The organism is Curtobacterium sp. PhB115 (assembly GCF_003752025.1).
Lineage (GTDB): Bacteria > Actinomycetota > Actinomycetes > Actinomycetales > Microbacteriaceae > Curtobacterium.
The window spans coordinates 782241-801123 of record NZ_RJKR01000005.1; the positions used below are offsets into that span (position 1 = coordinate 782241).

Sequence of the window (18883 nt, forward strand, 5' to 3'; positions counted from 1 at the left end):
CCGCCGCTCACGTTCGGCGAGCGGTCACGAACTGTCGCCCGGAGCCCCGCCAGCCGACACTTCGTGACACCTCGGCGGAACTCCGGCGGCGTGTTGTGACCACTCGGCGGGCCACCACAGCCGACAGAACGTGACCGACCGAACGTGACCGACAGAACGTGACCGACCGACCGACCGGCCGGGCGCGCGCCAGGACCCGCGCGCGTCAGGCGTCGCGCGCGATGACGACGACGGTCAGGTCGTCGCCCGGGTCGTGCTCGACCGCACGCGCCCGCACCCGCTGCAGGAACGTGGCGATGTCCGGCGACTGCCGGTAGAGCGCCCCGAGCTCGGACAGCGCCGCGAGCGTGGAGTCCCAGAGCTCGAGCGCCCCGTCGCTGACCACCACGAGGACGTCGCCCGGCCGCAGCACGAGCGACCCCGACGTGCGCGGCAGCCCGGTCGGGTGCAGGCCGATCGGCAGGTCGGACGACCGCAGGATCCGCTCGGCACCGTCATCGCGGAGCTGCAGGACGAGTCCGTGGCCGGCGTCGGTGAAGTCGAGGCGCCCGGTGGCCGGTGCGAGGCGGCCGTGGAACATCGTCGCGAAGGACTCGGCACGGCTGAGCTCCGGCGCGACCTGCGCCTCGAGCTCGGCGACGGCGACGTCCGGTGCCAGGTCGCCCCGTGCGAGGAGTGCGCCGCGGATGTTCGCGGCGAGGAGCCCGGCGGACATGCCCTTGCCCATCACGTCCGCGACGGTGAGGTGCAAGGCGTCGCCGGCCAGGTGCCAGTCGTGGAGGTCACCGGAGACGACGCCGTGCGGCACGGACATGCCGGCGATGCGGTACCCGGGCACTTCGACCGCGGCGGGTTCGAGGCCGGCGAGCACGGCGCGCAGGCGGTCCTCGTCGGCACCGGCGGCGAGTTCGCGCTCCGCCCAGACGCCGAGCTCCTCGAGCAGCGCGAGGTCGTCGGGCTCGAGTGTGCGGGGCTGCTGGTCGATGAGGCAGAGCGTGCCGACCTTGAGGGCGTCCTCGCCGACGCGCAGCGGGACCCCGGCGTAGAAGCGCACGTGGGGCGCCCCGGTGACGGCCGGGAGGTCGGCGTACCGCTCGTCGGAGCGTGCGTCGGGGATCAGCACGGGGCCGGGGGCTCGGAGCGTCCGGCCGCAGAAGGTGTCCTCGAGCTGGGCGATCTGCGCCAGCGGCTCGTCGATCTGCTGCGACTTGATGAACAGCTCGGACTCGCCGGCCAGGTTGAGGAAGGAGCCGGTGACGCCGAAGGCCTCGCGCGCGATCCGGGTGATCCGCTCGAAGCGTTCCTCGGCACCGCCCTCGACGACGTCGAGTGCGGCGAGGAGCGCGGCGCGGCGGACCGCATCCGGCGCCGCGGTGACGGGGACGGTCGTCGCTGGCTCCGAGTGCATGACTCCACGCTAACGCGCCTACCGGACAAGGCACGTCCCCACATCGGAGGACCCGTGCCCCCAGTAGGCGGGCCACCCCGTCGCGAACGGTCCACCACCCCGGCCGGACTACCCTGGACACGTGTCCCGTCGTCTCGCCCCCGTGCTCGCCCTCGGCGGCGCGGCCCTGCTGCTCCTGACGGGGTGCGGTGCCCACGACTCCACCGGCCAGGTCTCGGTGACGGTGTCGAGCAGCGCCGCCGACCACCCCTACGAGGTCAAGGTCTTCGCCTCCACCGGCAAGCTCTCCGAGCACCAGCGCGTGTTCCCCGGCGGCACGGCGGACTTCGCCGGGGTCCCGCTCGGCGAGGTCACGATCCGTGCGAACGAGCTGTGCACGCAGCAGACCACGGTCACGAACGAGCGGGTCGCGACGGTCACCCTGACGACGACGGGCTGCTGACCCCGGGCGCCACCAGGTGCTCCACGCGGGGCTCCCCCGCCACGGCGCGCACGGCGTCGAGCATCCTGGCGTCGTCCCCGGTCTGCCGGACCTCGTGCTGGTCGACGTGCTCCTGCCACGACCCGACGCGGAACGCCTCGACCCACGCGTCCGGTCCGGCCGCGGTGTCGACGTAGAGGTTCCAGTCCCGCGCCCCGGTCCGTCGACGGCTGTGCCCGAGCAGCACGGCGGCCGCCCGGAACGCGTCGACGTGGTCCGGCGGGACGGTCCAGTGCACGAGCACGAGGGTCTCCCCGGTGGCTGCGGTGTGGTCGTCCGGCACGAATGCGACGTCCCCGAGCGGCATCGGTGCGACCGCTCGCTGCCGGTCGGTGAGGACGGGGAACGCCGACACGGCCACCAGCAGCGCGCTGAGGGCGGTCAGTGCCCCGGCGCCGGCGAGCACCCCGACGACCCCGAGGGGCGTGGCGATGATGCCGGCGAGTGCCGCACCGATCGCGGTGCTGCCGAACAGGACGAGTTGGTACGTCGCGAGTCCGCGCGCCCGCACCCAGGCGGGCAGGAAGGCCTGCACCGTGCCGTTGAGCGTCGTCACCACCCCGATCCAGGCGACGCCGCCGACGACCAGTGCGACGAGGACCACGGCGAGCACCGGGACGATGGCCACGACGACGGTGGACAGGCCGAACACGACCGATGCGGTCCCGACAGTGCGACCGATGCCGAGTCGCGTCCGGATCGCGGGCATGACGAACGCGCCGCCGACGGACCCGATGCCGACGGCTGCGAGGAGCAGCCCGTACCCGCCGGAGGACAACCCGAGCGGCCCGGAGGCCACCAGCGGCAGCAGTGCCCACAGCGCGTTCGCCGGCACCATGAACGCCGCGAGCTGCAGGAGCAGCCGCCGGACGACCCCGGCGTGCAGCACGTACCGGAGACCAGCGCGGGTGGCGTCGATGAACGGTTCCGCCCGGGTCTCCGGACGTCGGTACCCGCGCCAGGCGACGAGGACCACGAGGAACAGCGCGAAGGAGACCGCGTTCGCGGCGAAGACGAACGGGACCCCGAGCTGCGCGATCACGACGCCGGCGAGCGCCGGGCCGATCGCGCGCGCGACGTTGACGCCGACCGAGCTCAACGCTGCGGCATCGGTGATCATCGCCCGCGGCACGATCTCCGGGACGAGCGCCTGGTAGGCCGGCAGCTGCAGGGCCGAGGCGGTGCCGAGCAGGAAGGTGACGGTGAGCAGCAGCGCCGGCGTCATCTGCCCCGTCGCGGTCAGCACGGTCATCGCGAGCCCGACGACCACCTGGAACGCCTGCACGCCGATGAGCAGCCGCCGTCGGTCGACGAACTCGCCGATCACCCCGGCCGGGATCCCGATCAGCAGGACCGGCAGGCTCGACGCCGTCTGGACGAGGGCGATCACCACGGGCGCGGCGTGCTCGTCGACGAGGAGCCACTGCGCCCCCACCGTCTGCATCCAGCTGCCGATGTTGCTGACGAGCACCGCGATCCACAGGGCACGGAACACCGGGATCGCGAGCGGCGCGAGCGCGCCGCCGCGGGGTGTCGTGGTCGTGCGCTCGGTGGTCACGTCGCCTCCTCGGGGTGGGAACGGGGGACTGCCTGGAGGCACGGTGCGCGTCGGACGCGCACCGTGCCTCCAGGCAGGTGGTCGCGTCAGGCCGTGCCGGTGGCGGCGACCGCGCGCTCGATCACGTCGGCGACCTCGGACGGGTGGGTCTGCATGACCAGGTGCGGGGCGGGCAGCTCCGTCACGTCCTCGATGCCGGCGCGGGTGTACCCGAAGCGCTCGACGTCGGGGTTGATGGTGTGGTCCTCCGAGGACACGATCGCCCAGGCGGGCGTCGTCTTCCACGCGGCGACCGACGCGGGCTCGCCGAACGCGGCACCGGACAGCGGACGCTGGGACACGGCGAGGACCTCGGCGACGCGCAGGTCCAGCCCGCCGGCGAACACCGCGGGGAACGCGTCGATCTTCACGGAGACGTCCGTGCCGTCTTCGGCACCCGCGATCGGGTACGGCGTGTAGACGAGGTTCTCGGCGAGGTCCGAGTCCGGGAAGCCGCCCTGCAGCTGTCCGAGGCTCTCGCCCTCGTCGAGGACGTAGCCGGCGACGTAGACGAGGCCGACGACGTTCTCCGCCGCGCCGGCGACGGTGATCACGGCGCCGCCGTACGAGTGCCCGGCGAGGACCACGGGGCCCTCGATGTGCTCGGCGACGGCACGGATCGATGCGGCGTCCTCGGCGAGGCTGCGGTTGTAGACCGGCGGCACGACGACGGTGTGGCCACGGTCGAGGAGCTCGCGGGTGACGGGCGCCCAGCTGGCGGCGTCGGCGAACGCGCCGTGGACGAGGACGATGGTGGGACGGGCCACAGAGGCCTCCTGGGGGTCGAGAGCGGAAGCGGACGGAAGCGGTGCCGGACGTGGTGTCCGGCGTCGTCACGGTACGACCGCGACCGCCTGTCCGTCCTGTCCCTGTGGGGACCCCCTTCGTGCGCGTGCCCGACGGCTAGCGTGGGGTGCATGGACGACCAGCACGGCCCGACGACGACGTCGGCCCAGCGGTTCGTGGACGCACGCACCGAGCCCGCGATCGCCTTCGACCGACACCTCGACGTGGTCGCCGCGAACGCGATCGCCGGAGCCGTGTCGGCGTCGCTCACCGTCGGGACGAACCTCGCACGGTTCACGTTCCTGAACCCCTACGTGGAGGACTCCGTCGAGGGCTGGGAGTCGGAGGCGCACCGGACGGCGGCGGCACTCCGGGACTCGCTCGACCAGCACGACGAGGACGGGCGGTTCCGGGCGCTCCTCGGCGAGCTGATGGCGCGGAGCAACGCGTTCGCGCTCGAGTGGGCAGCCGGAGCCGGACGGGCTCCGACGGAGGGCACGACGACCGTCGAGAACCCGTTGGTGGGGCGACTGGTCCTCCGCTGGGAGCACGTCCGACGGCCGGAGGACCTCGAGCACGTGCTCGTCGTCTGGAGCTCGGCGGACGCCGACACCGCGGAACGTCTGGAGGCCCTGCGCCGCGCGCTCTGACGTCCAGCGCTTGGACGCCCGGTCGCCCGGTCGCCCGGTCGCTCGGTCGGCCCGTCGCCCCGTCGGCCCGTCGGCCCGTCGGCCCGTCGGCCCGTCGGCCCGTCAGATCTCCGAGGCCTGGGCCGTCCCGTGCCGGACCTGTGCGGCGAGGAACGCGACCGCGGCGGCCGCGGGCGTACCGGGTTCCGCCCAGAAGGTGACGAGGACGTGGCCACTCCCCGGGACGACCAGGTTCTGCCACCGGAACTCCACCCAGCCGATCGGGTCGATGTGGTGCCGGGAGACCCCGGTGCGCTGGACGGCGACGTCGTGCCGCGCCCAGATCCGTGCGAAGTCGGGGTCCTGCAGGGTCAGGGTCCCGACGATCTCCTGCAGCCGCGGGTCGTCGGGCTCGGCGTGCAGGCGGAGCGCCGCGACGACCCGGTACGCGGTCCGCTCCCAGTCGGCCGCGTGTTGCCGCGAGGCCTCGGAGAAGATCTGCAGCACGAGGTTCGCGCCGGGTTCCATGTACCCGGGGCCGAGCGCGCTCGCGAGGGCGTTCGACAGGATGATGTCCTGGTTGCGGTCCATCACGAACGCCGGGGTGTGCGCCCAGTGGGCGAGCAGGTCGCGGACCGAGTCGTCGACGCCCGGCGCGGTGGTCCCCGTCGGGCGGTTCCGCTCGGCATGCGCGAGCCGTCGCAGGTAGCCGCCTGCCTCGTCGTCGAGCTGGAGCGCCCGGGCCAGGGCGGCGAGGACCTGGTCGGAGGGCTGGTGATCACGGCCGCGCTCGAGCCGCAGGTAGTACTCGGCGCTGATGCCGGCGATCCGTGCGACCTCTTCTCGTCGGAGCCCGTCGACGCGTCGTCCCGGATCCCGCGTGAGGCCGACGTCCTCGGGCTGGACGAGTGCTCGGCGCGCGCGGAGGTACTGCCCCAGCTCCGACCGTCGTGCGTCCACGGGAGAACGCTAGCCGGAAACCGCAGACAAAGCGAGAACCAGCGTTCTCAGCCCGCGCGTCGCACCGATCTGCCCGCCCGCGCGACCGTCTCGTGCGGGCTCTCGCCGAACCGCGCCCGGTAGTTCGCCGCGAAGCGCCCGAGGTGCGCGAACTGCCACCGCCGAGCGACCTCACCCACCGTGGTGCTGCCCGCGCGGGAGGCCCGCAGCACCAGGTGCACGCGGTCGAGCCGGACCTCGCGGAGGTACTGCACGGGTGTGACCGCGAGCCGCCGGCGGAACAGGTCCTGCAGCCCGCGCGCACTGAGGCCGCAGGCATCGGCGACGTCAGCGACGGTGATCGGGTCGCCGGCGTGCTCGTGCACGAAGCGGATGGCCCGACGCATCCGGTGCGCCACGTCGGACCGGGTGCGGGTGAACGTCGACAGCACGACCGTGGCGATCCGCCGGTTCAAGGAGGCGCGCTCGTCGTCGGGCAGCGCCGGGTCGAGGACGCGGCCGGCGACGTCGCGCAGCAACGCACGGAGCGGCTCGGTCGCGGGGTCCCCCTCGTCGGGCTGCCGGAACTCCCACGGTTCGTCGGCGTCCCCGAGCAACGACGGTGACAGGTGCACGAGGGTCATCGCAGTGGCGTCCGTCTCGAACCCGTACGCCACCGGCGCGGACAGCATCACCGGGCGCTCGGGACCGACGTCCCACGTCCCACCGTCGTCGTCGGTCAGCCGGGCACGGCCGTCCGCGAGCCAGAAGACGACGTGGTCCGGACGGGGCCCGATGGTGCCGGACCGCGGCCCGCCCGCACGGATCCGCCGGATCATGAGGTCGTCGTCGCCGCCGGACTGGTACTCGTCGGGCGCGTCCGAGGTCGTCACGACGAACCTCCGCTCCGCTGCTGCGCCGGATCGTCCCGCGCAGGAATCGGAACGCTACCGCACCGGCGGCGCGACACCGGTCAGGACGGGTCCGGCACCGCGTCCCAGTCGTCGGCGTAGCGCGAGAGCACCGTCCAGCGGGACACCGGCCAGGTCGTGACGAACGCACGCCCCACCACGTCGTCGAGCGGCACGGTGCCGTGCACGCGCGAGTCGGCCGAGTTGTAGCGGTTGTCGCCCATCACCCAGAGCTGCCCCTTCGGCACGGTGATCTCGAAGTCGGTCCCCGCGACCCGGTCGGACCCGGGCTGGAGCCGCACGTAGGGCTCGTCCACCGCATGGCCGTTGACGGACAACCGGCCGGACGTGTCGCAGCACGACACCTCGTCGCCGGGCAGGCCGATGACCCGCTTGATGAGGTCGTTCCCCTGGGCGGGGCCGAGCCACCCGCCCGGGTCCTCGAACACCACGACGTCACCGCGCTGCACGTGGACGAGCCCGGGAACGAGTTCGTTGACGAGCACCCGGTCGCCGATCAGGAGCGTGTTCTCCATCGACGCCGACGGGATGTAGAACGAGCGGACCAGGTACGCCTTCACGAGGAAGGACGCCAGGAGCGCGGCGATGACGATGATCGCCAGGTCGCGGAGGAACTTCCAGCCGGCGCGCTTCGGCTCCGGACCGGAGCCACCGTCGATGTCGATGTCACTCAATGCGTCAGCACCACCTTCACGAACCCGATCACGAAGGCCACCGCGGCGAGCACGATGCCGCCCCACAGCCCGATGAACGAGGGCTTCTTGCCACTGAACCGCTGCATGAAGACGCCGACCATGCCGATGCGCACGACCAGGATGACGGTGGCGGCGATCTGCGCCCACTCCGCCGGGAGCCAGCCGATCCACGCCGCCGCGTACAGGACCGCGGGGATGAGCCCGGAGGTCGCTATCGGGTTCGCGTTGCGGACGATCGCCGACACCGTCTCGCGGTGCTCCGCATCGTCGCCGTCGTCGCCGAAGCCGTGCGCGACGATGTTCGACAGGACGTGCGCGAGGTAGGTCAGCACCGCGGTCGCGAGGACCGTCAGCACGGCGGCACCGTGGCGGATCTGCTCGGGGTTCACGGCGATCGCGACGGCGAGCACGGTGATGTTGCCGTAGATGTACGACGACATCCGCTCGCGCATCTGCTCGAGCGGGAAGTCCCGCGGGTCCGGACGGCCGCCCCGCTGTGGGCGCCCCGGGACCGGCGGTCGTCGTGTGCGTGGCATCCCTCCATCTTGGCCCTCGCCGGGACGGCCACGCCGACAGGACACCGAGTGCGATGGGTCACACGGGTGGTCGGTTCCGGCAGACTGGGTCACGATCGGCGCGACGGAGCGTCGGACAGGAGGCTCGAATGACGTCCGCACGACCCCTCGCGTTGGTGACCGGTGTGGGCCGCAGAGCCGGGATCGGCGCGGCGCTCGCCACACGGCTGGCGACCGACGGCTGGGACCTGGCCATCTCGTGGTGGGGCCCGTACGACGACCGCGTGAGCGGTGGCGCGGACCCCGACGGGATCGAATCCGTCATCCAGGAGTGCGAGTCGGTGGGTGCACGGGTGACGCGCCTCCCGGTCGACCTGGAGGACCCGGCGCAGGCGGCCGCACTCGTCGGCCGCGCCGAGACGGAAGCGGGCGCGCCCGTCACCGCGCTGGTGATGTCGCACTGCGAGTCGGTGGACTCGGACTTCCGGACCACGACGCTCGAGTCCTGGGACCGGCACTTCGCCGTGAACGCCCGCGCACCGTTCCTGCTCGTGCAGTCCTACGCGGCCGCGCTCGAACGCGCCGGCGACGCCGCACCCCGCGACCGACGCCGCATCGTCGCGCTGACCAGCGACCACGTCGCGTTCAACCTGCCGTACGGGGCGTCGAAGGGCGCGCTCGACCGGATCGTGTTCGGGGCGGCCAAGGAGCTCGGCAGCCTGGGCGTCAGCGCGAACGTCGTCAACCCGGGGCCGAACGACACCGGGTGGATGTCGGACGAGGTCAAGGGCTGGGCGGTCGAGGCGACCCCGCTCGGGCGGCTCGGACGCCCGTCGGACACCGCGGCCCTGGTCGGGTTCCTCTGCTCGGCGCAGGGCGGCTGGGTCAACGGGCAGCTGCTGAAGTCGGACGGCGGGATCTCGAACAGCGCCTGAGCGCGTGCGTGCGTGCGCTGCGCTGCGGCGCGTGCGTGGGTGCGCTGCGGAGTTTCGGCGTCAGCGACAGTTCTCGCGAGCGGCGCCGCGTGAACTGTCGCTCAGCGCGAATTGCGGCGCGCCGGTGTCAGCCGCGACCGGGCGCGGTCACCTCGATGCGGTTCGCCCACGGGTCCTCGAACGCCACGGTCCGACCGTCGTCGGCGAGGTCGAGTCCGCCGTGCCGCATCCGTTCGGTCAGGGCGCCGAGGTCGTCGATCCCCGGCACCTCGATGCGCACGAGTCCGAGGCCGAGGGCGAGCTGCCGCCGGCCGGCCCCGCGGGAGTTCCAGGTGTTCATCGCCATGTGGTGGTGGTACCCGCCGGCGCTGACGAACAGCGCCTCGCCCCACCCCGCGGTGGTCGCGAAGCCGAGCTTGTCGACGTAGAACTCCCGCGCGGTGGCGACGTCGCCGACGGACAGGTGCACGTGGCCGACCTTGCCCGGGCGGCCGGCTGCGGTGTCGAGGGCTTCTTGTGTCAGGTGCTCCTGCAGGAACGCGTTCGGGTCGACGTACTTCGTGTCCATGTCGACCATGCCGTGCGTCCACGACCACTGGGTGCGGTCCCGGTCCCAGTAGAGCTCGACGCCGTTGCCCTCCGGGTCGGTGAAGTAGAACGCGAAGCTGACCAGGTGATCGGCGCTGCCGGTGAAGGTCTGCGGGTACTTCGTCGCGACCGAGTAGAGCGCAGCCGCCAGGTCGGCCTTCGTGTCGAAGAGGATCGCGGTGTGGAACAACCCGGCCTCGTGCGCGCCGGCGTGCTGCATCGACGGTGTGTGCTCGAGGATCACGATCGGGGTGGCGCCTCGACCGAGCACTGCGACGCCACCCTCGTTCGACAGGAGCGAGAGCCGGACACCCTCGGTGTAGTAGCCGATCATCCGGTCGAGGTTCGCGACCCGGAGCGTGACGGCGCCCATCCCGGTGTCGGCGGCGAGGAGGTCCTGCGTGTGCATGGCACCAGTGTGCGCGCATTTGGTTGACGCGTCAACTAAACCGGTCAGTGCCGAGTTTTCGCGCTGGGCGACACTTTTCGCGGCCCCGTGCCCGGAATGTGTCGCTCAGCGCGAAAACGGGGTCGAGACGGCCGGCGGAGCGACACCAGCGCCATCGCCGCCGGTCGTTCAGCGGGAGCGGAAGTAGCGGTGCAGCGCGCGCTCGCGGATCGCGGCTGCGGCGAGCACCCCACCGAGCAGCGCGCCCACGAGCCCGAGGGAGGCGATCGCGATCGCCTCACGCACGATCGGCCCTGCGTCGTCGACACCGAGGCCTCGCACGAGCACCACCGCGACGGTCGTCGCGACCACGGCCCCGACCGATCCCCAGACCAGGTGCTGCAGCAGCACGCCGAGCAGCTGCGCACTCCGCGGCACCCCGACGTGCAGGTCCGACGCGAGTGCGAGCCGGCGCCTCCCGACCGCCGCGCCCCCGACGGCCAGGCCCAGTGCGAACGCCACACCCGACGACGCCAGCAGCGACGGCGGTGCGGTCGGGGCGAAGGTCTCCCCCAGCCTCGGGTTGAGCTGGCCGAGGGTCGGGCGTTCCTCGTCCTCTGCGCCGGTACTCGCCGAGAGGGTCCGGCGGAGCATCGACCCCGTGTCCTCGCGCTCGGGCCAGACCGTCACCCAGCAGGCGTCGAACAGTGCACCGTCGTCGAGCGCCGGGGCGAGCACCGCGTACTCGAGGTCCGGGTCGCGCCCGTCGTCCGGGTACGCGTAGACACCGGCGACCGATGTGCCGCCGTCGACCGTCACGAACGGGTCACCCGGCGCGAGGCCGAGTGCATCCGCGACCGCCGACGACGCGAGGACTCCGGGGACACGCGTCCGCCCAGTGACGTCGAGCGCCGCGGGCAGGCCGGCCGTGACCTCGTACGTCGGGACCGCGGACCCCGGCAGCGCAGCGGGATCGGAGCCGTCGTCGAGCCGACGGAGCGCTCCCGACGCGAGGACCCCCTCGGACCCGGCGAGCGCGTCGCAGGCTCGTCCGTCGATCCGGCCGGGTGCTCGTTGGATCGTCGTCGCGGCGCCACTCGCCACCCAGGTCGCTGCGGCACGCACGTCGTCGGCGAGCGCCGCGGCACGCAGTCCGACGACACCGCCCAGCAGCACCGCGACGACCAGAGCGCTCGCGGCCGCCCGTGCTGCTCCGGACACGACGTCGCGCCAGGCCTCACGGAGTACCTCGGTGGGACGCATCAGCGATGACGCCCGAGGTCGAGCACGTCGTCACAAGCCGCCATCGTGTCGTCGTCGTGGGTGGCGACGATCACGCACGCACCCGAGTCCGCCAGCGAACCGATGGCCCGGTTGACCTCGTCTGCCGTGGCGCGGTCGAGCTGCGCAGTCGGTTCGTCGACGAGCATGAGACCCGGAGCACTCGCGATGCCGCGGGCCAGCATGAGCCGCTGCGCTTCGCCACCGGAGAGTTCGGCGAACCGCGCATGCGCTCGGTGCTCGAGCCCGAACCTGCCGAGCACGGCCAGCGCACCGACGTCCGCGGAACGTCGGTCCGCTCCACGCGCGAGCAACGGCAGCGCGACGTGGTCGAGCGCGCGGCGACGGGCCACGCCGTGCGGGTTCTGGAACACCCACAGCGGCCGACAGCCGTCGGGGCGCGACACCGTGCCGTGGGTCGGGCGGAGCATCCCAGCGACGATCGCGAGCAGGGTCGACTTGCCGGATCCGCTCGGTCCGACCAGCGCGGTGACGGTGCCCTCGCCGAAGGTGCGGTCGACCAGGTCGAACAGCACAGTGCCGTTCGGCCAGACGTGTCCAACGCCCTCGAGCGTCACCGGCACGGGCGACCGGGGTCCGGGGTCGCCCGCACCCGGTCGAGGGTCCGGCCGTCGACGGGACGGACGAACGCCTGTCCGAGCTCCGAGCCGAGCACCTCGACCCGGATCGGTCCGCCGCTCGTCGGTTGGACGCAGGCCCGACCACCGGTGACGGCGAAGAGTGCGGTCGGCGGGAGCACGTGGACGACTCGGGGGTGCCGGAGCGACCAGGCGGCCGGCAGTGTCGGGGCCCCGTCGGCGGAACCAACCGTCACCGCGTACTCGGGCAGTGCGGCGACTTCGGCGAGCGTCTCCGTGGACGAGACCACGCCGTGCGCATCGATCGGCACCTCGGCGCTGCCCACGCGAAGGACGCGGTCGCCGGGTGCGGGATCAACCGGCGTGGCATCGATCCGGGCACCTCGGAGTTCCGCCGGCAGCTCGGCCAGCACACCGTCGGCTCCGACCGGAGCACCCACCACGGCGGCGCAGGTCTGCACGGTGCTCTCGGCGGCCGGCAGCCAGCTGAAGGCGTCACGCGGGATGCCGTCCTGCAGCAGATCCGTCCGCGGCACGCCGCGGTCGACCAGGAACTGCTGCGCGGCTCGGAGGGTCCCACGACCGAGGATGCCGTCGACGGAGAGCCCGGCGCCGAGTCGGGTCAGCTCCTGCTGCAGCCCGGACACGTCGTCGCCGCGGTCGTCGAGCTCGAGGTCGCGCCAGAGCGGCACCCCGGAGGCGAGCGCGACCACCGGCGCACCGTCGATGCGCGCGGCGACGTCACCGCTCCGGAGCACGCCGCCCGTCGAACAGGACGAGGCGGTCACCGTGCCCGTCCTCGTGGTCACGACGGCACGCGGTGACCCGGCGTCGAGCGTGAGTTGCACCTGCCGTTCATCGGCGTCGGTGCGCTCGGTTGCCCGCACGGTGCTGGCCGGCGTCGCGGTCGCCAGCGCAGCGGGTGGCTCAATGGGCAGCGCGACGACCACGCCCGCCGCCACTCCGGCTGCGACGACCAGCACGCCGAGCCCCACGAGCGTCCCCGATGGCCATCGCATCAGCCTTCCCGCCAGAGGCCGAGCGGGTCGAGCCGACAGGCAGTCCACGCCTCGTCGAAGTCCCCGAACGGCAGCGTGTCCGCGTCGTAGTCCTTCCGCCACTGCCGCTCGGTGTAGTCGGCACCCACGAGGCCGGCTCCGCGGAGACAGGCGACCGTGATCTTGGCGTCATCGAGCTTCTGGGGATTCCGGCGGGTCTCCTCGAACAGGAACGTGACGTACTCGTCGAATCGCTTCTCGCCTGCACGAAGGATCGGATCCGAGTTCTCGAAGAAGTCGTCGGGGTACTCGCCGTCGAGCGCCGGGAGCGAGAATCCACCGTCCGGGTCGTACTCGATCCCGAGCCCCGAGTCCGCCAGGCACCGACGCACCTGCTCATGCGCTGACTCGAGTTCCTGCGGAGTCACGCGACCGTCGGAGAGGATCCGTGCCTCGAAGTCGGAGACATCGGAGTCGACTGCGTCTCGGAAGGCATCGGCCCGCGGCCCCGCCGCCTCGAGCGATGCCGTCGCCTTCCCCGTCGACTGTTTCGCGGGGACGCTGTCGTTGGTGCAGCCCGCCAGGAAGAGCGCCGCAGCACCGAGCAGTCCCACCCACGCGAGTGGGCGCGGTGCCGTGGGCCTTGCGCTCGTCACTGCGCCCTCCAGAGCCCGAGGGGATCCAGGCGACACTGCACAGCTGCCGCATCCCACTCGGAGAACGAGAAGGTCCCGTCCTCGTTCTCAGCACGCCACCTGCGCTCGGTGTACGAAGCGTCGACGAGCCCGGCTTCCCGGAGGCACGCGACGGTGATCTCCACCTCGTCCTGCTTCTCGGGGTTCCTGCGGATCTCGTTGAACAGGTACGTCACCTCACTGCTGAACCGACTCGCGCACTTCGACATGACTTCGTTGACGGCCTCCGCATCGGCGGCTTTCCTCCCCGGGAGCGGGGACGCTTCCGATGTACCGTCCTCGGCGGACACGTAGTCGTACCCGAAGTTCCGCATGCAGACCCGCGTGCGCGATTGTGCCTCTGCGAGCTCCTGCGCAGAGATCACTCCGTCGGACAGGACGCGCCGCTGGTACTGACTCGCCTCGACGGCCGACTCGGCGAACTCAGTGGACCACGGCCCGGCAGCCGCGAAGGCCGCCTCGTCGACGGCACCGGCACCGGCACCGGCACCGGCACCGGCACCGGCTTGAGCGTCGACTTGGGCGCAGCCGGCGAGCACGCCCACGATCACCACGGCCGCGGGCACCGCTGCTCGCAAGTGACTCCGCACCACCGGGTCAGGCCCTGACCATGCCGTACTGCGCGATGTTCGTCCAGCAGGCGGCTTCGTACGACCACCGGTTCCCACCGACCACGTTCCCCCATTTGAGGGTCCCGCTCTTCAAACGGTTGAAGTGCTGAGCCTTGGGGCATCCGGAGTCGTACTTGCCCTTGCTCTGGGTGACCTGACGCCAGCAGGTCGCTGCGCTGGCATCCGTCGCCGTCACCGTGTCGACCGCGACCCCTCCGGCGCCGACGATCGCAAACACGGTCATCCCCAACAACACGTTCTTGATCGACATCGATCTCCCCTTCGTCCACCCGATACTCGTGTATCACCGTTAACGTATCGAAGACGAGAGCGCCCGCGCAACCCAGCCCAGCACGACCCGGCAGGATGGACCGATGACTGAAGACATCCGGTGGGAGGTGCTCGAGGAGAGCACCCTCTCACTCCCCGACCACGAGGCGATCGCTGCACTGCTGGCGCAGGCGTTCCCGGACTGGTCGCACTGGTACGTGGGCGGCCGCAGTTGGGCGGGGATGCAGCCGGAGCGCCGGGTGCTCGCCCGCGACCAGGACGGCGTCGTCCTGGCACACGTCGGCATCCGCCGCATGTTCATCACGGTCGGTGGGCGTGACGTCCTGGTCGGCGACACCGGCCTGGTCGCCGTCTCCCCGCGACTGCAGGGAACGGGCAGGGGCCGCGAGCTGATGGAGCGCGCGCACGCGGTGCTCGAGGGCCTCGCGGTGCCGTACGGCTTCCTCGGCGCAGGCGAGAACCGCGTCCCCTTCTACGCGAAGCTCGGCTGGCACGTGTTCGACGACGTCGTCACCGACTACACGGCCTTCACAGCTGAGGGCGCCGGCCTGCCGATGACCGACCAGGGCGGCTGGATGGTCCTGCCGGTGACCGAACAGCTCGAGGACTGGCCCGCCGGACCGATCTGGCTCAACGGCCAACAGGTCTAGCGAGCGACCGACCGACGGACGGGAGGCGCGGTGCCAGCTGGCACCGCGCCTCCCGTCCGTCAAGTGGTGGACCGGGGCTCACGCCCCTGCGCTGGCTGGGCTACGCCCCTGCGCTGGCTGGGCTACGCCTCGACCGCAACCGTCTCCGGGTCCTCGTTGGATCCCGGGGCGCTCGGCACGACGGCCGCGCGCACGCGCGCGCCGAGGTCGGCGTCGACGTTCGTCCAGTACGCGAACACGCGCTCGCGCAGGTCGTCGCGCGTCACCTTCGAGACGTGACCGGCGATGTTGCCGACCAGGCGCTCGCGGGCGGCGTCGTCGAGGACCTCGCGGACCATCGTGCCGGCCTGACCGAAGTCGTCGTCCTCCGGGTGGAGGGTCGCGGCGGAACGCTGCAGCGCACCGTCGGACTCCCAACCGGGCACGTCGTCGGTCGCGGCAGGGTCGGCGTGCGCACCACCGAGGGAGTTCGGGGCGTAGACGGGCACCTCGGACTTCTGGAAGTCGAAGCGCATCGCGCCGTCCTTCGAGTACGAGTGCACCTCGTTCTTCGGGGCGTTCACCGGCAGCTGCGCGTGGTTCGTGCCGACGCGGTAACGGTGCGCGTCCGCGTAGCTGAAGATGCGCGCGAGCAGCATCTTGTCGGGGCTCGCCGCGATGCCGGGCACGAAGTTCGACGGGGCGAAGGTCGCCTGCTCGATCTCGGCGAAGTAGTTCTCCGGGTTGCGGTTGAGCTCCATCGTGCCGACCTCGATGAGCGGGTAGTCCGCGTGCGGCCACACCTTCGTCAGGTCGAACGGGTTGAAGCGGTACGTCTCGGCGTCCGCGTAGGGCATGATCTGCACCTTGAGCGTCCAGCGCGGGTGGTCACCGCGCTCGATCGCAGCGTGCAGGTCACGGATGTGGAAGTCCGCGTCCTCACCCGCGATGCGGTCGGCGTCCTCCTGGGTCAGGGTCTTGTGGCCCTGCTCCGTGAGGAAGTGGTACTTGGCCCAGAAGCGCTCGCCCTCGGCGTTGATCCACTGGTAGGTGTGCGAGCCGAAGCCGTCCATCTCGCGCCACGAGGCCGGCAGGCCGCGGTCACCCATCAGCCACGTGACCTGGTGTGCGGACTCGGGCGACAGGGTCCAGAAGTCCCACTGCATGTCGTGGTCGCGCAGGTGCGAGCCGGGCAGGCGCTTCTGCGAACGGATGAAGTCGGGGAACTTGATGCCGTCGCGGATGAAGAACACCGGGGTGTTGTTGCCGACGAGGTCGTAGTTGCCCTCGGACGTGTAGAACTTCAGCGCGAAGCCGCGGGGGTCGCGCCACGTGTCGGGCGAACCCTGCTCGCCGGCGACGCTGGAGAAACGCGTGAGCATCTCGGTCTGCTGACCCGGCTGCAGGAACGCAGCGCGGGTGTACTTGCTGATGTCCTGCGTGACGGTGAAGGTACCGAAGGCACCGCCGCCCTTCGCGTGGACGACCCGCTCCGGGACGCGCTCGCGGTTGAACTGGGCGAGCTTCTCGACCAGGTAGTGGTCGTGCAGGGCGAGGGGCCCGTCGGCGCCGACACCCATGGAGTGCTGGTCGCTCGAGACGGGGGCGCCGGAGTTGGTCGTGGTGGTGGGGGTGCCGGCCGGCTGGCCGGTCGTCGTGTTCTGGTCGGACACGGTTCCTCCTTGCGTGGAACGGTTGGTTCGGTCAGGGGTGCTCGGGTGGTTCAGGGGACGCGCGGGGCGTCGGGCGCCTCGGGCGCCTCGGCGTCGGGGACGCTCGCGGTGGGCGCGGCTGCGTCGGTGGCCGACGCGCCTGGGACGCTCGCGTCCGCGCCGGAGGCCGCCGCGTCCGCGCCGGGGGCCGCCGCGTCTGCGTCGTCGCGCTCGGCCGCGGCGCACTGCTCGCAGATGCCCCAGTAGGTGACCTCGGCCGTGGTGACCGCGAAGCCGTGCGCATCGGACGGCGTCAGGCAGGGCGAGTGCCCGACCGCGCAGTCGACGTCCTCGATCGCGCCGCACAGCGTGCAGACGATGTGGTGGTGGTTGTCCCCGGTCCGTCGCTCGTACCGCGCGGGGCTGCCTGCCGGCTCGATCCGGCGCACGAGTCCGACGCCGGTCAGCGCCGCGAGCACGCCGTAGACCGCCTGGTGACTGGTCGTCGGCAGCTCCGCGGTGAGCGCGGTGACGATGTCGTCGGCGGTGGCGTGGGGCATCGACTCGGTGGCGCGGAGGACCGCGAGGCGTGGTGTCGTGACCCGCAGCCCAGAGGCGCGGAGCAGATCGGCGTCGACGTCCATGCTGAGCCTTTCTTTTGCAGGATTCAAGACAACGTGTCCACTGTACACGAGCCGCCACCACGTGGAGACCGCGAGACGTATGCCGCAGCCGGAATACGAAGTGTCACGATCCGGTCGCGATCACCTGGGACAACGCTGGACCGACCGTTCCGCGCGCTAGCGTCCGGTCATGTCCACGCACCAGGGTCTGCCCGAGCAGACGAACAGCGCATCGGACGTCCGGGGGATCATCGCGAAGCGGGACCTGGTCGTCGACCTCATCCGGACGGCCTGCGTCGTCCTCGTCGTCATCGTGCACGTCACGATGGTCGGCGTCGCCGCCGATGACCAGGGGGTGCGGGTGACCAGCCCGCTGCAGGAGCTCCCGTGGTACGTCGCCGCGACCTGGGTCGGCCAGGTGATGCCCCTCTTCTTCGTGGTCGGCGGCTTCGCGAGCGCGGTCGGTTGGCGCAGCACCGTCGCCCGCGGAACGCCCAGCCCGGCCCGCGACTTCGTGGCCACCCGGCTCGTGCGGCTGTTCCGACCGGCGGTCCCGCTGTTCGTGTTCCTGACGATCGGGCTCGGTGTCGCCACGGCCGCCGGCACGCCGCCGGAGCTCCTGGCCGAGGTCGCGTTCGGCATCGGCTCGCCCCTCTGGTTCCTCGCCGCGTACGGCATCACCCAGTGCTGCGTGCCCGTCATGATGCGCCTGCACGAGCGGGCGCCGTGGGCGACCCTCGGCGTGCTGCTGGTGCTCGCCGGCGTGGTCGACGCGGTTCGTCTGGCCACCGGCGTCGCCGAGGTCGGGCTGCTCAACCTCGGGCCGGTGTGGCTCTTCGCGCAGCAGCTCGGGTTCCTCTGGGCCGACGGCTGGTTCGCACGCCGGTCGAAGGCGCTCATGCTCGCGGTGGCCGTCGCCGCCTACGCCGTGCTCGTCCCGATGACCTCGATCGGGCTGTGGGCACCGGACATGCTGCAGGACCTCAACCCGCCGATGCTCCCGCTGGCGTTCCTCGCGATCGCGCAGGCCTGCCTGGTCCAGCTCGTGCACGCACCGCTCACCCGCCTGATGCGCACCCGCACGGCGCTCGGCGCGGTGTTCGTGCTCGGCCGGGACGGCATGACGATCTACCTGTGGCACCTGCCCCTCTTCATCGCGCTGAACGGTGTGGCCCTGCTCGTGGGCGTGCCGTTCCCGACGCCGGGCTCCGGTGGGTGGTGGGCATCGCGCGTGGTCGCGGTCGTCGTGCTGCTCACCGTCGCGCTCGGCGTCGCCCGTGCGCTGCGGTCGTCCGACCGCCCGCTCCCCCGGTTGCTGCCGTCCGCCGACCGTCCGTCGTGGACCGTCATAGCCGTCGCGGCGGTCTGCACGATCGGTCCGGCGTTCCTCGTGATGCAGCTGCACCTGTCGCTCGGGGTCGCCGTCGTCGGGGCCGTCGCCGTCCCGGTCGGCGTGTGGCTGCTGTCACGGACCGTCCCGGCCAGGGGCGTCACGCGCATCTGAACCGGTTCTCACCGAGCGGGGTCGCTCCGGCCTGCGCGGGCACACGCGCCGGGCAGAGGATGGCACCAGACCATCCCCAGGAGGCACCCGACGCCGTCGACACCCGA

The 18883-nt window shown here is 72.0% G+C and carries 20 protein-coding genes and 1 pseudogene; 5 read left to right on the top strand and 16 right to left on the bottom strand.

Annotated elements, in window-relative coordinates; genetic code table 11:
• Positions 1–205: 205 nt before the first annotated feature.
• Complete coding sequence (locus tag EDF19_RS03910; protein ID WP_123679575.1) at positions 206–1408, bottom strand: PP2C family protein-serine/threonine phosphatase; 1203 nt, start codon at positions 1406–1408, stop codon at positions 206–208.
• Positions 1409–1529: 121 nt separating this feature from the next.
• Between EDF19_RS03910 and EDF19_RS19000 the strand changes: the two genes are divergently transcribed.
• Positions 1530–1850, top strand: a complete 321-nt coding sequence (locus EDF19_RS19000) for a hypothetical protein (RefSeq protein WP_185022655.1) — start codon at positions 1530–1532, stop codon at positions 1848–1850.
• Here the strand turns inward: EDF19_RS19000 and EDF19_RS03920 are convergent.
• Both EDF19_RS03920 and EDF19_RS03925 read right to left on the bottom strand, forming a co-directional pair.
• Positions 1825–3447 (bottom strand): MFS transporter, encoded by a 1623-nt coding sequence (locus EDF19_RS03920; RefSeq protein ID WP_185022656.1) that lies wholly within the window; start codon positions 3445–3447, stop codon positions 1825–1827. The genes EDF19_RS19000 and EDF19_RS03920 overlap by 26 nt on opposite strands.
• Positions 3448–3533: 86 nt before the next feature.
• Entirely contained in the window at positions 3534–4253 is a 720-nt protein-coding gene (locus EDF19_RS03925; RefSeq protein WP_123679577.1) for an alpha/beta fold hydrolase, read from the bottom strand.
• Between the two features lie 150 nt (positions 4254–4403).
• Between EDF19_RS03925 and EDF19_RS03930 the strand changes: the two genes are divergently transcribed.
• Entirely contained in the window at positions 4404–4922 is a 519-nt protein-coding gene (locus EDF19_RS03930; RefSeq protein WP_123679578.1) for a hypothetical protein, read from the top strand.
• 102 nt (positions 4923–5024) lie between these two features.
• Here EDF19_RS03930 and EDF19_RS03935 read toward each other — a convergent pair whose 3' ends face one another.
• From EDF19_RS03935 to EDF19_RS03950, 4 genes are all read right to left on the bottom strand, one after another.
• Complete coding sequence (locus EDF19_RS03935) at positions 5025–5861, bottom strand: helix-turn-helix domain-containing protein (RefSeq protein ID WP_123679579.1); 837 nt, start codon at positions 5859–5861, stop codon at positions 5025–5027.
• A gap of 47 nt (positions 5862–5908) precedes the next feature.
• Positions 5909–6733, bottom strand: coding sequence for an AraC family transcriptional regulator (locus EDF19_RS03940; RefSeq protein ID WP_123679580.1), 825 nt, complete (start codon positions 6731–6733; stop codon positions 5909–5911).
• 80 nt (positions 6734–6813) lie between these two features.
• Positions 6814–7446, bottom strand: a complete 633-nt coding sequence (gene lepB, locus EDF19_RS03945; protein WP_395859456.1) for a signal peptidase I — start codon at positions 7444–7446, stop codon at positions 6814–6816.
• Positions 7443–8003, bottom strand: a complete 561-nt coding sequence (locus EDF19_RS03950) for a hypothetical protein (protein WP_148071024.1) — start codon at positions 8001–8003, stop codon at positions 7443–7445. The genes lepB and EDF19_RS03950 overlap by 4 nt, the downstream gene beginning before the upstream one ends.
• 128 nt (positions 8004–8131) lie before the next feature.
• Between EDF19_RS03950 and EDF19_RS03955 the strand changes: the two genes are divergently transcribed.
• The gene (locus EDF19_RS03955) at positions 8132–8917 is read left to right on the top strand and encodes an SDR family oxidoreductase (protein ID WP_123679582.1); all 786 of its coding nucleotides are present in this window, start codon (positions 8132–8134) and stop codon (positions 8915–8917) included.
• 127 nt (positions 8918–9044) lie between these two features.
• Here EDF19_RS03955 and EDF19_RS03960 read toward each other — a convergent pair whose 3' ends face one another.
• From EDF19_RS03960 to EDF19_RS03995, 7 genes are all read right to left on the bottom strand, one after another.
• Positions 9045–9914, bottom strand: coding sequence for a VOC family protein (locus tag EDF19_RS03960; RefSeq protein WP_123679583.1), 870 nt, complete (start codon positions 9912–9914; stop codon positions 9045–9047).
• A 168-nt stretch (positions 9915–10082) separates the two neighbouring features.
• On the bottom strand, positions 10083–11156 hold the full coding sequence (locus EDF19_RS03965) for a hypothetical protein (protein ID WP_123679584.1): 1074 nt from the start codon (positions 11154–11156) through the stop codon (positions 10083–10085).
• Entirely contained in the window at positions 11156–11758 is a 603-nt protein-coding gene (locus tag EDF19_RS03970; RefSeq protein ID WP_123679585.1) for an ABC transporter ATP-binding protein, read from the bottom strand. Before EDF19_RS03970 ends, EDF19_RS03965 begins: the two co-directional genes overlap by 1 nt.
• Positions 11749–12792 carry a peptidoglycan-binding protein gene (locus EDF19_RS03975; RefSeq protein ID WP_123679586.1) on the bottom strand — a complete coding sequence of 348 codons (1044 nt, stop codon included), beginning with the start codon at positions 12790–12792 and terminating at the stop codon, positions 11749–11751. The genes EDF19_RS03970 and EDF19_RS03975 overlap by 10 nt, the downstream gene beginning before the upstream one ends.
• Positions 12792–13385, bottom strand: a complete 594-nt coding sequence (locus EDF19_RS03980; protein WP_123679587.1) for a hypothetical protein — start codon at positions 13383–13385, stop codon at positions 12792–12794. The genes EDF19_RS03975 and EDF19_RS03980 overlap by 1 nt, the downstream gene beginning before the upstream one ends.
• Positions 13386–13423: 38 nt before the next feature.
• On the bottom strand, positions 13424–14011 hold the full coding sequence (locus EDF19_RS19005) for a hypothetical protein (RefSeq protein ID WP_185022657.1): 588 nt from the start codon (positions 14009–14011) through the stop codon (positions 13424–13426).
• A gap of 52 nt (positions 14012–14063) precedes the next feature.
• Positions 14064–14348, bottom strand: a complete 285-nt coding sequence (locus EDF19_RS03995; protein WP_123679589.1) for a hypothetical protein — start codon at positions 14346–14348, stop codon at positions 14064–14066.
• A 103-nt stretch (positions 14349–14451) separates the two neighbouring features.
• Here EDF19_RS03995 and EDF19_RS04000 point away from each other — a divergent pair, with 103 nt between their 5' ends.
• The gene (locus EDF19_RS04000; protein WP_123679590.1) at positions 14452–15018 is read left to right on the top strand and encodes a GNAT family N-acetyltransferase; all 567 of its coding nucleotides are present in this window, start codon (positions 14452–14454) and stop codon (positions 15016–15018) included.
• A gap of 122 nt (positions 15019–15140) precedes the next feature.
• On the opposite strand, the gene EDF19_RS04005 is transcribed toward EDF19_RS04000, so the two are convergent.
• The gene (locus EDF19_RS04005; protein ID WP_123679591.1) at positions 15141–16670 is read right to left on the bottom strand and encodes a catalase; all 1530 of its coding nucleotides are present in this window, start codon (positions 16668–16670) and stop codon (positions 15141–15143) included.
• Between the two features lie 182 nt (positions 16671–16852).
• Positions 16853–17293: pseudogene (locus EDF19_RS04010) on the bottom strand (Fur family transcriptional regulator); the annotation flags it as partial.
• A gap of 169 nt (positions 17294–17462) precedes the next feature.
• Between EDF19_RS04010 and EDF19_RS04015 the strand changes: the two are divergent.
• Positions 17463–18776: an acyltransferase gene (locus EDF19_RS04015; RefSeq protein ID WP_123679592.1), complete on the top strand. Its 1314-nt coding sequence runs from the start codon at positions 17463–17465 to the stop codon at positions 18774–18776.
• Positions 18777–18883 lie beyond the last annotated feature (107 nt).